At 50.3% G+C, this 13,836-nt stretch carries 11 protein-coding genes; 4 read left to right on the forward strand and 7 right to left on the reverse strand.

The annotated features are described in order from the left end of the window. Nucleotide 1: 1 nt before the first annotated feature. The 6 genes from nth to leuC all read right to left on the reverse strand — a co-directional run bounded on the left by nth (nt 2) and on the right by leuC (nt 8,548). Nucleotides 2–679 (reverse strand): endonuclease III, encoded by a 678-nt coding sequence (gene nth, locus ACFQ0N_RS17115; protein WP_379328625.1) that lies wholly within the window; start codon nt 677–679, stop codon nt 2–4. A 602-nt stretch (nt 680–1,281) separates the two neighbouring features. After that, nucleotides 1,282–3,993: an S-layer homology domain-containing protein gene (locus ACFQ0N_RS17120; protein WP_379328257.1), complete on the reverse strand. Its 2,712-nt coding sequence runs from the start codon at nt 3,991–3,993 to the stop codon at nt 1,282–1,284. A 16-nt stretch (nt 3,994–4,009) separates the two neighbouring features. Next, a complete protein-coding gene (locus ACFQ0N_RS17125; RefSeq protein WP_379328259.1) occupies nt 4,010–4,684 on the reverse strand; it encodes a GerMN domain-containing protein in 675 nt (224 codons plus the stop codon). Between the two features lie 10 nt (nt 4,685–4,694). Beyond that, nucleotides 4,695–6,134, reverse strand: coding sequence for an N-acetylmuramoyl-L-alanine amidase (locus ACFQ0N_RS17130; protein WP_379328261.1), 1,440 nt, complete (start codon nt 6,132–6,134; stop codon nt 4,695–4,697). A gap of 364 nt (nt 6,135–6,498) precedes the next feature. Continuing rightward, a complete protein-coding gene (gene leuD, locus ACFQ0N_RS17135; RefSeq protein ID WP_379328263.1) occupies nt 6,499–7,092 on the reverse strand; it encodes a 3-isopropylmalate dehydratase small subunit in 594 nt (197 codons plus the stop codon). A 34-nt stretch (nt 7,093–7,126) separates the two neighbouring features. After that, nucleotides 7,127–8,548, reverse strand: a complete 1,422-nt coding sequence (gene leuC / locus ACFQ0N_RS17140) for a 3-isopropylmalate dehydratase large subunit (protein WP_379328265.1) — start codon at nt 8,546–8,548, stop codon at nt 7,127–7,129. A gap of 205 nt (nt 8,549–8,753) precedes the next feature. On the opposite strand from leuC, the gene ACFQ0N_RS17145 reads away from it, so the two are divergent. Then, the gene (locus ACFQ0N_RS17145; RefSeq protein WP_379328267.1) at nt 8,754–9,653 is read left to right on the forward strand and encodes a LysR family transcriptional regulator; all 900 of its coding nucleotides are present in this window, start codon (nt 8,754–8,756) and stop codon (nt 9,651–9,653) included. Between the two features lie 21 nt (nt 9,654–9,674). On the opposite strand, the gene ACFQ0N_RS17150 is transcribed toward ACFQ0N_RS17145, so the two are convergent. Next, on the reverse strand, nt 9,675–10,472 hold the full coding sequence (locus ACFQ0N_RS17150) for a carbon-nitrogen family hydrolase (RefSeq protein ID WP_379328268.1): 798 nt from the start codon (nt 10,470–10,472) through the stop codon (nt 9,675–9,677). A gap of 127 nt (nt 10,473–10,599) precedes the next feature. Between ACFQ0N_RS17150 and ACFQ0N_RS17155 the strand changes: the two genes are divergently transcribed. The 3 genes from ACFQ0N_RS17155 (at nt 10,600) to proB (ending at nt 13,833) form a co-directional block, all read left to right on the forward strand. After that, a complete protein-coding gene (locus tag ACFQ0N_RS17155) occupies nt 10,600–11,061 on the forward strand; it encodes a hypothetical protein (RefSeq protein ID WP_379328270.1) in 462 nt (153 codons plus the stop codon). Between the two features lie 80 nt (nt 11,062–11,141). Continuing rightward, nucleotides 11,142–12,338, forward strand: coding sequence for a pyridoxal phosphate-dependent aminotransferase (locus tag ACFQ0N_RS17160; RefSeq protein WP_379328272.1), 1,197 nt, complete (start codon nt 11,142–11,144; stop codon nt 12,336–12,338). A 385-nt stretch (nt 12,339–12,723) separates the two neighbouring features. Next, nucleotides 12,724–13,833 carry a glutamate 5-kinase gene (gene proB / locus ACFQ0N_RS17165; protein WP_379328627.1) on the forward strand — a complete coding sequence of 370 codons (1,110 nt, stop codon included), beginning with the start codon at nt 12,724–12,726 and terminating at the stop codon, nt 13,831–13,833. Nucleotides 13,834–13,836 lie beyond the last annotated feature (3 nt).

A 13,836-nucleotide genomic window follows, 5' to 3' on the forward strand; every position in this document is an offset into this window, starting at 1 on the left:
TTCATCCTTTTCGTTTTAATTTGGTGTCGTTTTCCTTAGACTTTCGAATTGAGGCTGGTTTCATTCGTCGCTGTCCTTCTTTGCAAATATCGAGCAGCGGACAAACCGGGCATGCCGGGTTTTGAGCCTTGCAGTGATATCGACCGAAAAAGATTAACCGATGGTGCGTTTCTGTCCACATGTCCTTCGGCACTAGCTTCATCAGCTTCTTCTCCACTTCAAGCACACTATCATCGGCTTTGGCCACGCCTAGGCGCTTGGAAACCCGATCCACATGGGTATCTACCGCGATGGCCGGAACGCCAAATGCATTCGATACGACGACATTAGCTGTTTTGCGGCCGACGCCGGGCAGTTTGGTCAATTCTTCATGCGTTCGGGGAATTTGACCCTCATATTCATCAATGAGTATGCGGCAAAGCTTCTGAATGTTCGCAGCTTTTGTGCGAAACAATCCGATGCGCCGTATATCCAGCTCCAATTCATCCAGCGGTACAGCCAAATAATCTTCCGGCGTGCGATATTTTTGAAATAATGTCGCCGTCACTTTATTTACTGTCTCATCCGTGCATTGTGCCGACAACAGCACTGCTATCGTCAGCTCAAAAGGATTACTGTGGTTTAATTCACAGTGCGCGTCTGGATACATGTCACCGATGACTTGCAAAATATGATCCATTCTTTCCTTTGCTTTCAACCGCACTCTCTCCCCTATATGGGCATTCGTTTCAAAGTGTAGCGAAAAATGTCACAATAATCAACAATATAAAGCGTTTACATTGTGATAAATAAATAAATTCTCGCTTTTTTTTTATTTCTTTTGCTGCAAGCGGCATTTGGCGCATAAATTTTTCCATTTTGAGCACTTTTTTATGCGTCTTAGATGCTATTGCGGACCGTATGAGGCTGTCGATTAATTATGGACATCTGTAAGCGCCGGCGAAGCGGGCATGAGCGGACCGAAGGAGGCTTTCGATTAATTGTGGACATCTATAATCGCGGGGGAAGCGGGCATGAGCGGACCGTAGATCCGTTATCTGTGAACAAATGTGCCCAAACGAGTGGTCCACGGACCGTGGTTCCGTTATTTGCCTCAAACCGCCGCGAAAACCTGGCAAAACCCGCAAATAACGGATCGTGTGTCCGCGAAACCTCCGAATGAGCCGGTTTTCGACCCAATAACGGATCGTATGTCCGCACGACTCTAGCCGCTGCTCAAAAACACGGGTTTGAAGCTGGAAAAAACCTGCCCCCGCAACAGCGGAAGCAGGCTGACTCATTTTAAGCGGTTTTTACAATCTCATAGATAACGCCTTGATACATATAAACCTGCAAAGCGTCGTTATCTTTTAATTGACTGATTGAGATCGATGCGCCATCGGCTGTCGTCACCTTCACATTCGGCGCAACCCGGAATTTATAGTTTTCATCGTTCAGGTTGCTTCGTTTGAAGGACAGCTCGCCAGCGGCTGCATCGTACTTCCAAAACTTGCGCGACTCGCCGTAGCTCACATTAATTTGCGTCTGGTTCGAACCTGTCCGCACTTCTACCCGGTCGCCAACTTTGAGAGTGCTTGCTGCCACGGTCGAATCGCCAATTTTAACTACTGTATTCAACTGGTTTAACGGAATCTCAACTGCTTCGCCGCTGTATGTCGTCACATTGAGCTTATCGGCAGTGACAGCAGTCACTTGGCCAGGCTTGACGATCACCTTTTTGATCGCAAATGGCGAGTTGCCGGCATAAATGACGCTGATGACTTGTCCGGCAGTCAAATTGCTCAGGTCGATTTTTTCTTCTTTTTCGTTATAGATCTCAAATGCAGCGACAGGAAGCTCGCTAATGACGGAATTAGCGCCCTTCACGCGCAGCTTTCGCGCGGCTGTATCAACCGAAGCAATTTCATACTGCTTGCTGGAGTGAACCTGCAGCATAACGACTTTATCCTGCTCGCCGTTCAATAAGGCGGAAATCGTATCGCCAATTTTCACATCGCTCAGGGTAGCGTTGGTCTTGCCTTGAATTTCAACACCCGGATATTGCAAGCCGATTGTAAATTTCGAGCCATTTGTCAGCGCCAGCGTCATTTGTCCGGACGTGCCGCCGGTAATCGCCGTCACTTGACCCGTATATTTGTAGACCAGCTCGAGGAATACCGCTTTATTGTCCGTATAGCCGACAGACACTCTGCGGTTTTTGATGAGCAGCGGCGCAGCTCCGTTAAGCGCTATTGTCGATCCCGAATTGGAGATCCGTGTATTGTCGGACAGCTGGACAGACAACGGAGCGTTTGTAGCTTCATCGTAGATGCTCAGCACCTTCAGCTTCTCATCATAATTGAGGATGACTGCGCCGTTGACGACTTTTATTTTCCGGTTCGTCGCCTTGACCGCTACAACTTGCTCTTTCTCGTTCAGCGTCACTTCGATTTCGTCGCCGGGAACAAGATCAGTCAGTGTAGCATTGCTCATGCCTTCAATCTGCACATTTACCTGGTCGGCAACATATTTGGCGATCAAATCGCCGTTCAGCTTAAATTGTATTGACTTGCCTACCACTGCCGATTCAAATTGACCGCGGACCGTCGTACTGGTACCGGTGGTAAGCTTTGTAATTTTGGTCACAATACTTTCCTTCACTTCAAAGGATATAGTATCGCCCACGACTAGCTGCTCCCAATTCGTCAATACTCGTCCTTGCCAAATAATATCGACGGCATTGGACATTTTATACGTTTCCTCGGCGCCCGCTTCATTCGTCACCTTTAATTCCGATGCGCTGATCGATTTAATTGTGCCTTTGGCCGATTTATTAACAGGGGCCGATTGCACATTAATCGATACAATCTCCGGCTTGTCACGATAAGTGTCGCGGACAATTTCCACCTTGCTGTTCACTTCGAGCGATGAGATCGGAACTGCGGCGCCCGCCGAATCTTTAATAACAAGCGATCCCCCGTAATTTAGTGTAATCGGATTCGGATCATTGTCTTTGGCAATCCAGATCACATTGGAGTCGGCAATGACGCGTGCGATCGTACCGTTCATCTTTTCGACTTTAGGCTGGTCGCCAAGCTGCTCGACATACAGCACTTTGCCCTCGCTGTCGCTGATAAGCATGATGTCCGTATGCGCATCCAGCTGGCTGAGACTCACTTGCTTCTCTGCATTGATCTTGTAAATAAAGGTATCCGGATTAATCGAATACTCGCGAACTTCCTTATCCTGATACACTGAAATGGATGAATCCTTAATAGCGGTAATGATACCCGTCGACTGCCCTGCATAAGCTACCGGGTAAATGCTCTCCGCCCGGCTAAAAATCGTGGCGATTGAGGCCCGCGTAATCAAGCCCTTCGGATCGAATTTTGTCGGTGTTACACCTTTGATCAAATCCAGCGAAACAGCAGCGTTAATATAGCCGCGATAAGCGTCGCCAATCGCCTGTGCATCTCCGAAATTCGTTACCGACTTCGCCATTTCTTCGGCCTTCTGCTGCTGGCCGATCGCTCTGACAATCAGCTTGGTCACCCATTCTCGCGATGCTTTGCGGGAACCCCACTCGGCATCGCCCGCCGCTTCAGCCGATTTGAACTCAACGTCGCTGTCGATCAATTTCAGCTTAATGGCCTCACCTACATAAGGCTTGGCATAGTTACTCACCTTAAAGGACTCCGGGAAAACATATTCCTGATTGCTTTCCCCCAGCTTGTCCTTGCCGATAAAACGAAGCGCCATAATGACGGCTTCTTGCTGGGAAATATTGTCATTCGGCTTGAATTGCCCGTTATTACCGAGCACAATCTTCTGTGCGCTCAGCTTGGCAATATGCTTCGCAGCCCAGTGCTCGGCAGACACATCAGAAAAGGAGGTAGCCGAGACAGTTGTCTCGGCTCCTGCGGCATGTTGTCCCCAGACAGCTGTACCTGAAAGCAATACAGCAGCGATTGTTACTGATGATAGAGTACGATTCCATTTATTCTGTATCGGCATGTCCGCCTGTTCCCCCTCATTGTTTCTTAAACGGATGCTCCAGCTCAACATGTCCCATCAAGCTTTCGACAGCTTCGCCGTCGACCAAAATATTCAGAGAGGTTACCTCTTCGAATTGGAACATTGTTTTTTGGATCGCATCCACAGCAAGCACCTCGCCAGAAGAGCCCAGCCTTGCCTCATCCGGCATATGGATGTTGAGCTCTGCTGCACCGTTGTCAAATTTGACATTGAGCAATTCAACATTATTCCAAAGTGACATTTTGCCTTCTTCTTTGCTTTGCGCCAAAGCTGCAAAAGCGGCTTTAAGCTTCGTCTCTTCGCTGTCGAAGGAAATTTCGGCATCCTGCTCGATCAGATCAATCAGCTCATCATCAGTGACATACACTTTGATTTGCTGCTTCTCCTGCTGGGCAGCCCCGGCATCCGGCTGCGCCTCAGGTTGTCCGGTTACGCCTGAATTCGTATTCGTCTCAGGCTGCTGCTCAGCATTGCCGGAATTCGCATCCGAATCAGGCTGTTCTTCGCCAGCCGGATTGTCCGGCGTTCCTTCAGCTCCATCTTCTACCTGGCCGCCCGAGCCGGTCACTGCATCCGGCTGAACGAGTTCCTTCTGACCGCATGCCGCAGTCAGCATCACCAACATCATAATAAGTGCGAACAACGTAGTTGAGGTGACATGTCTTTTCATCGAAGCCCTCCTAGCTCACCTTCAAATATTCCTTGATTCCGGCTACTATTTCGCGCGCGATTTCATTTTGCTTCTCTTCGCTGAACATGATTTCCACATCGGTTTTGTTGCTCAGGAAGCCTACTTCAAGCAGCACGGCAGGCATCTTTGTATACTTCGTTACAACGAAGCCCGCTGGCTTTACCTTGCGGTCCTTCAGCCCAGTCGCCTTCAGAAGATGCTTGTGCAGCACATCAGCCAACGCCTTGCTGTTGTCTCTTGTGTAATACGTTTCTGTCCCTGTAGCCGTCGGTGTAGCCTTGTTTCCGTGGACTGAGACAAAAATATCCGCGCCCAAATCGTTGGCGAATTTCGCCCGGTCCATCAACTCCACAAAGGTATCATCCTCGCGTGTAAAATAAGGTTGAATTTGCGGCTCCTGATCCAGCAGCGCTTTGATCTTCAATACAAGCGCCAGATTGAACTCCTTCTCAACTTTGCCATTTGCCGTAGCTCCCGAGTCATGGGCACCGTGCCCCGCATCAATGACAACCTTGAATTTGCCATTGGAAGGCTTGTCCTTTCCAGGAGTAGTTACAGGCGGCGGTACAACTACAGATCCCGGTTCGAGGACGTCCAGCCGGATATAGCCATCCTCCTGCACTATATTGACTGGCGTTTCGGCTGAGAAATCGAGCACGATGCGCACCGTAGTCGGCTTGTCCTTGAAATTGGAGTACCTGATCCCTGTAAACGAAGGATGAGTATCGATCGCAATGGATGATTGTCCGTTCTCCAAATTCGCTGTCAGGCCGCTGTCCATTACAGTATTACGCAAATCAACGACGAAACGTTCCGTATTATGTAATACTTGTGTCTCGATTTTGCTGATGTCACCACTGTATGGCAGGTACACGCTGCTAATGCCGTCAAAAGTAATGGAACTTAGCGTTCCAAGCGCGCCGGCATCATCTGGATTGTGCCCAGTCTCGCCGCTGCCGGTCGAACCTGATCCCTCTTCCGGACTTTTAGGCGACTCCTGCTGATACAAATGGACGGATTGGGTTTCCTTCTCCCAATACACACTCAGTCCCAGCTGCTGGCTTACAAAGCGCAGCGGTACAAGCGTCGTACTCTTGTCCGCAAATGGAGGTGCATCGAGTGTTACTTCCCGATCATTAACGACAGCAGTCTTGCTGTTAAGCGTCAATACAATCTTGTTGCTTCCATTGCTGATATTGACGTTTTTACCGGCCCACTCCACCTTAAATCCGAGACTCTCAGATACGATCCGCACCGGAACAAACGTGTACTGATCCACAAATCGCGGATCAACCGGTGTTTGCAGCCGCTCGCCGTTCAAAAACAGCTTGGGAACGGTTGTCGCGGCCGCCGCGGCTCCACTGCCGGTACCGATAATTAAAGAACATAGCAACGACAACAGCATTACAGCGGTTACAAACTTCTTCATCTTTCACCTCGATGACTGAATTTTTTCGCCTCCAAGAAGGCCTAAACAAGCCGATCCTTACAGACGATTAATTAGACGCTATTTGTCAGAAAAAGTTGCGTTCAGAGGAAAATTGTTCCCATATTTTTTCCCGCAGGCAAAAGGATCGGCACAAAATTCCGCTTTCCGGCAAAGTTCGCGTCTTGGGCAGCAGAGTGTCTCGCAACTCTATAAAACCTTCACCTTAAGAATTAGCCATCAATCGCCCAAATTCCTCTTTTTGTCACAAAAAGATGTATCGTATGGAAAGAAAAAGCCGTCTCGCTGCAGCTCTTTGCACTGCTTTTGAGACGGCTTCGATATTTTGTTGCACTTAAAACCGAAATTAGAATGCGATGCGGCTGGCTTCGTAAGCGGCGATTTTTTCCTCGTGCTTCAGCGTCAAGCCGATATCATCCAAGCCTTGCAGCAAAAATTGGCGGCGGTGCTCGTCAAGATCAAAGGCAATTTCAAGGCCGGCATTGTCCGTAATCTTCTTATTTTCCAAATCAACCGCCAATTGATAGCCTTCTGTTTGCTCAGTGCGCTCGAACAGCTCCTGCACTTGCTCCTCGCTCAGACGAATAGGCAGAATGCCGTTCTTGAAGCAGTTGTTATAGAAAATATCTGCAAAGGATGGGGCAATAACAACTTGGAAGCCATAATCGAGAATCGCCCACGGTGCATGCTCACGGGAGGAGCCGCAGCCAAAATTCGCACGGGAGAGCAAAATGGACGCGCCTTGGTAACGCGGCTGGTTCAGGCTGAAATCTTCGATTACATTGCCTTGCTCATCCCAGCGCCATTCGAAGAAAAGAAACTGGCCGAAGCCGCTGCGCTCGATGCGCTTCAGAAATTGTTTTGGAATAATGGCATCCGTGTCAACGTTAACGCGGTCTACCGGGGCCGTAAGGCCCGTCAATTTTGTGAATGCTTGCATATTGATGAACTCCTTTCAAATTGCCCTCGTTAGACTAGTTCAGCGCCTCGGATTTGACATTCCACTCGCGCACATCTGTAAATTTACCCATAATTGCTGCCGCTGCAGCCATTGCTGGAGATACAAGATGCGTACGTCCGCCGCGGCCTTGGCGTCCTTCAAAGTTGCGGTTCGATGTCGAGGCGCAGCGTTGGCCCGGCTGCAGAACGTCAGGGTTCATGGCCAGACACATCGAGCAGCCAGCATCGCGCCATTCAAATCCGGCTTCGACGAAGATTTTGTCCAGACCTTCTTGCTCCGCTTGGACTTTAACGCGGCCCGAGCCCGGAACTACGATCGCAGTAACGCCTTCGCTTACTTTGTAGCCTTTGGCAATTTCCGCCGCAGCCCGCAGGTCCTCAATACGGCCGTTCGTGCAAGAACCGATAAACACATAATCAACCGCGATTTCGCTCATTGGCGTACCTGGTTTAAGATCCATATATTCAAGCGCTTTTTCCGCTGCTTTACGCTCATTTTCCGTAGGAAGATCGGCCGGATTAGGCACGCTAGACGTAATGTCCGTACCCATGCCCGGGCTTGTGCCCCAAGTTACTTGCGGAATCAGAGAGTCAACGTCAAATTCAACTACAGTATCGTAAGCGGCGCCTTCGTCAGTGCGCAGATCGTTCCAGATCGCTACTGCGCGATCATAATCCGCACCTTTAGGCGCATATTCGCGGCCCTTCAAATAAGCAAAAGTCGTCTCATCCGGTGCGATCAGACCTGCGCGCGCGCCGCCTTCAATCGACATATTACATACGGTCATACGCTCTTCCATCGAAAGAGAACGGATAGCTTCACCGGTATATTCGATTACATAACCGGTAGCGAAGTCGGTGCCGTATTTAGCGATAACACCCAAAATCAAGTCCTTGGCCGTTACGCCCGGCTTGCGGCTGCCGTTAAAGCGGACTTCCATCGTTTTTGGCTTTGCCTGCTGCAGGCATTGCGTAGCCATTACGTGCTCAACTTCACTTGTACCAATACCGAAAGCCAGCGCACCGAATGCGCCGTGCGTAGAAGTATGGCTGTCGCCGCATACGATCGTTTTGCCCGGATGCGTCAGGCCAAGCTCAGGCCCCATAACGTGAACGACGCCTTGGTCAAGGCTGTCCAGGTCATACAAAGTAACGCCGAAGTCTTTACAGTTTTGCGTCAATGTGTCGATTTGCTGCTTGGAAATCGGATCCGAAATATTGTAACGGTCCTTCGTCGGCACGTTATGATCCATCGTAGCAAATGTCAGATCCGGACGGCGAACCTTGCGTCCAGCCATACGAAGCCCTTCGAATGCCTGAGGGGATGTTACCTCATGCACCAAATGCAGATCGATATACAAAATGCTTGGTTTGCCGCTTTCCGAATGAATGACGTGGTTGTCCCAAATCTTTTCAAACATTGTTCTTTTCGCCATTGCGATCACCTCGAAAATTTCATTAAAAATGAGTCAATAATCATTATAACAGCCGAGTCAACTATAAACTGTCTGCTTTCTTTTAATGAAGATAGCATAACATTTCTTTCTTCATTGAACCAAGATATAATATCTATAAGCGCAATAGGTTTAAACTATGGCAGACCATAGATGGTAAACTAGAGAACTAAGGAGTCGTTCATCATTGGAATTTCGTCAACTGCAGTATGTCATCCAAATTGCAAAAGAAAAAAACTTTTCACGCGCGGCTGAGAAGCTTCATATCGCTCAGCCTTCTCTTAGCCAGCAGCTGTCCAAGCTGGAAAAGGAAATTGGCGTACTGCTGTTTCGCCGCACCACCAATTCTGTGGAATTGACGCATGCCGGAAACGTATTTGTGCAAAAGGCGCAAACGATTATCGACAGCATTGAACAGCTGAAGCAGGAGCTCGATGATCTGGCCCATATGCGCAAAGGCAAGCTCGTCGTAGGCAGTCTGCCGATGACCGGCTCACATGTGCTGCCGCTTGTACTGCCGGTATTCGGCAGGCGTTACCCGGAAATCGAAATCGTCTTGGTCGAGGACAGCTCCTCACGGCTGGAGCAGCTAACTGCCAGCGGCCAAACCGACTTAAGCCTGCTGTCCCTCCCTTTAACCGACCCGACGCTGACCTGGGAACCGATTATTGAAGAAGAAATTTGCCTGGCTGTTCCGCCAACACATGCGCTCGCTGACCGCATAGACGCCATTCATATTTCCGAGCTTCAGGCCGAGCCTTTCATCGTCTTGAAAAAGGGGCAAGGCTTCCGCCAAATCGCGTTTGAATTGTGCTCAAAGCATGGCTTTGAGCCGCGAATCGTCTTTGAAAGCGGCAATATCGAGACTGTTCAGTCATTAGTCGCCGCAGGCATGGGAATCGCCTTTGTCCCTAAAATGGTGACCCGTGCAAAATGGAGCGAGTTTGCTCCCGTATATTTGCCGCTTGCCGAGCCCGCTCCTTCCAGAACGCTGGTTATTGCCAGCAAGCAGGGCCGTTACTTGTCCAAAGCCGCGGAGGCATTTATTGCGACGATGAAGACAACCTTGGAGCAGCATTATAACTAACTGCTGCTCTCCGCATCATTTTTAATATAGACCAGGCCGGCGATCCTCGAAAACCGGAATTTTACGGCGTACCTGTTCAACAAGCGACAAATCAATTTCCGCCCGGATAATCGTTTCGGAATCGCCGGCCTCAGCTATAATTTCTCCCCAAGGATCGATGATCATGGAATGGCCAAAAAAGACGCTATTGCCGCTCGTGCCGCAGCGGTTGCAGGCTACGACAAACATTTGATTCTCAATCGCCCGCGCCAGCAGCAGCGTCCGCCAATGATGCAAACGCGGATTCGGCCATTGCGCCGGCACGAACAGCAGCTCGGCTCCGGACAGGGCAAGCTTGCGCGACAGCTCCGGAAAGCGAATATCGTAGCAGATGACCGTTGCAGCTTCCCGCTCTCCTACCCGAAAACGTCCCAGCTTATCCCCTGCCTTCAAATGCTTTTCTTCATCCATCAGCCGGAACAAATGAATTTTGGAATAATCAGCTTGCAGCTCCCCCTGCTCATCAAATACATAAACTGTATTATATACGCCGTCATCGCGCCCTTCAGCTATCGAACCGCCAACAATTTGTACGCCATGCCTGCGGCTGAACGCAGACAGCAGTTCTTTGGCGCGCGCCCCGTTCGGATCTGCCAATTGTTCAATTTGCTCCAGCGCATAGCCGGTATTCCACATTTCCGGAAACATAATCAGATCCGGCTTATCTGCGACATTTACCGCTTCTTCCAGCATCTCCGCCAGACGTTCATAATTAGCAGACGGGTTGCCTGCATCGACATGCATTTGCAGCAAGGCAAGCCGCAATTTATCGTTGGACATGACAGTAACTGCCTCCCCTTAGTAGTAAACTACGTTTTTTCCTTATGATACCTTCTCATGCATTGATGTCAAGCTGGACAAATTAATATAAAGGCGACTGACATCATATAACCGGAGGCGAATTACCTTGTTCAAAACGAATACTGTCAAATGGCTGGCTGCTGTTTTGCTTGCCTTTTGCATACTGCTCCCTCAAGCCGGATTGGCTCAAGCTCAGCAAGATCCCCACGCTCCATCCGCCCTGCGCCCTGTTCAAGTTTTTGATGTAACTGCAGGCAAGGTTGTAAAGACTGTAGAAAATAACGTTAAATTCCAACGCATTGCCGGCGAATGGCTCCGTTCTGTGAGCGGCCCTGCGCCGCAAACGAAGATCGGCGACAAATGCGGCTATGTTTTTCGCCTTCCGCTTGCCACCCCTTCCGAAGTAAAGGTGGGCGACCATACAGTAACGGCAGCGGATCTTTTTATGTTCTATTGCCCGCAAAAGCCGCAGCTGCTGCTCGTTTTTGACCAAAACCGGAAGCCGTACCTATTGCAGTTTACAGCCGATATTAAGCCGTTCTTAAAAACGATGAACCTTTCACAATAATTCCGACCTCTCGACATGGGTTTAGAATCATGCTACATTGATTAGACATGATTCAGTTGCAAAGGACGGAGAGAAAAGCGATGAATAGCAAACCACCGATACAAGTTTCTATACACCCGGCAGATCGCATGAGCGGTCTGCCCGCTCAATTTTTTGCCGGTCTCGTGCGCAAAGCCAATGCCCAAACCGCCAAAGGCAGAGATGTCATCAATCTCGGCCAAGGCAATCCCGATCAGCCTACTCCAAGCCATATTGTACATAGGCTGCAAGCAGCGGCCGCCAACCCGCTTTATCACAAATATCCGCCTTTCAGCGGGTTTACCTTTCTCAAAGAAGCGGTAGCTAACCGCTATCAAGAGGACTACGGTGTAGAGCTCGATCCCGAGAAGGAAGTCGCCGTATTATTCGGGGGCAAAACCGGCCTTGTTGAAATCAGCCAATGCTTGCTGAACCCGGGCGACGTCTGCCTCGTCCCGGATCCGGGCTATCCGGATTATTGGTCTGGAGTCGCTTTGGCGGGAGGCGTCATGGAATATATGCCGCTTGTAGCGGATAACGGTTTTTTGCCTGATTACAGCGCTATTCCTGCTCCTATCGCCAATAAAGCCAAGCTGATGTTCATTAATTATCCCAACAATCCAACGGGAGCGGTCGCCGGGAGCGACTTTTATGCCCGGACGGTTGAATTCGCCGCCAAACATGGCATTGCCGTCGCCAGTGACTTCGCATACGGCGCCATCGGTTTCGACGGCCAGAAACCGGCCAGCTTTTTGCAGACACCTGGAGCAAAGGAAACGGGCGTAGAATTTTACACACTCTCCAAAACATATAATATGGCAGGCTGGCGCGTGGGCTTTGCCCTCGGCAATGCAGACATCGTCCATCTGATCAACCTTATTCAGGATCATTACTACTGCAGCTTATTCGGCGGCATACAGGAAGCAGCGGCGGAAGCGCTGAATGGCCCGCAAAATTGTGTTGCCGAGCTGAGCAGCATGTATGAAGCAAGGCGCAATACCGTATATAAAGCGCTGCAGCAGATTGGCTGGGAAGCGCAAAAGCCCGGCGGCTCTTTTTTCTGCTGGCTCCCTGTGCCATCAGACCACACTTCTGCTTCCTTTGCCGATCTTGTACTAGAGCAAGCTGATGTCGTCCTTGCTCCCGGAATCGGCTTTGGCAACCACGGCGAAGGTTATGTCCGCTTAGGCCTGCTGGCATCAGAGGCCAGGCTGGAGGAAGCCATTCATAGAATCGGGCGGCTGGGACTGTTCGGCTAAAGCTGCGGCGATGCTGCCCGAGGCCGCTTTACATGCGCTATTGCGGCATGATATGCTTAATAGAACAATTGAAAATGAAACGTAATGACGGGCCCAAGTAAGCAATGAAAGCCGCGCACAGAGAGTAATCCATTTGCTGGAAGGATTTACCGCGAGCCTGCTGAACCCCATCCCCGAGCGGCCGATGAAGAATCGGACAGTATGCCTGCTGTTATCAGGCTTATTAAGCAGGGCAGCTTTCAGGTGATATGAGATGCTGTCAACAAAGGTGGTACCGCGGAAGTGATCCTTTCGTCCTTTAATGATCTTTTATGATCGATTAAGGGGCGGAGGTTTTTTTATTATGTCCGAACAATTTTGCAGGCAGCAAGGGAAGGATCAGACCATGACGGAACGAATCGTAGTAAAAATAGGCAGCAGCTCGCTGACATCGGCTGAAGGCGGACTAAACCGCCAGCATATCGCGTACTTCGCAAGCGAACTGGCGGCGCTGCGTCAGCAAGGCTTAGATGTGCTGCTTGTCACATCCGGCGCTGTCGCCGCCGGCTTTCGGCCAATCGGGTATGAAGCGCGCCCCAAGCAGCTTCATGAGAAGCAGGCTGCAGCCGCTGTCGGCCAGGCTCTGCTTATGCAGGCTTATCAGGAAGCATTCTCCCGTTACGGCCATGTGACCGGTGTAGCGCAGATTTTGCTGACAAGAGCCGATTTTTCCAACCAGCGGCGCATTCAAAATGCGAAGATGACCATTGAGGAATTGCTGCGGCAAGGCATCATCCCGATCATCAATGAAAATGACACTGTTTCTACCGATGAATTAAAGTTTGGCGACAATGATATGCTGTCCGCGCTTGTCAGCAATCTGCTGCAGGCAAAACGGCTTATCATTTTGACCGACACCGACGGCCTTTATACAGATGATCCCCGCAAAAACCCGCTCGCCACCCACATCGCGCGCGTCGAGCAAATTTCGGAGGATATAATGAAGATTGCCGGCGGTGCGGGCTCTTCTGTCGGTACAGGCGGAATGCGCTCCAAGATTGAAGCCGCGCGCATCGCGATGCGCGGCGGGGTAACAGCATTCATCGGCCGCGCCACCGAGCCCGGCGATGTTTTGCTTGCGGCAGAAGGCAATGGCAGAGGCACTTATTTCGATACTCACTCGCATAATTTGACCGTAAAAAAACAGTGGCTCGGCTTCCACTCCCAGCCCAAAGGCGCAATCATCGTTGATGCCGGCGCGGAGGACGCCCTGCTGCACGGCGGCAAAAGCCTGCTGCCGGCAGGCATCAAAGCAATCGAGGGCGACTTCCATCCGGGCGATGTCGTGGAAGTAATCAATGCCGACCGGCAAACGCTTGGCCGCGGTGTCGTAAACTATGAGTCTTCACAGATTCAGGCTGTTTCCGGCCTGTCGACAGATGAAGTAAAACGGCGGATCGAAGTGAGCCGGATTGAGGTCATTCACCGCGATGAGTGGGTCACTTTAAAATCTTGAGGA

The organism is Paenibacillus sp. GCM10027626, from assembly GCF_042676285.1.
Classification (GTDB): domain Bacteria; phylum Bacillota; class Bacilli; order Paenibacillales; family Paenibacillaceae; genus Paenibacillus_Z.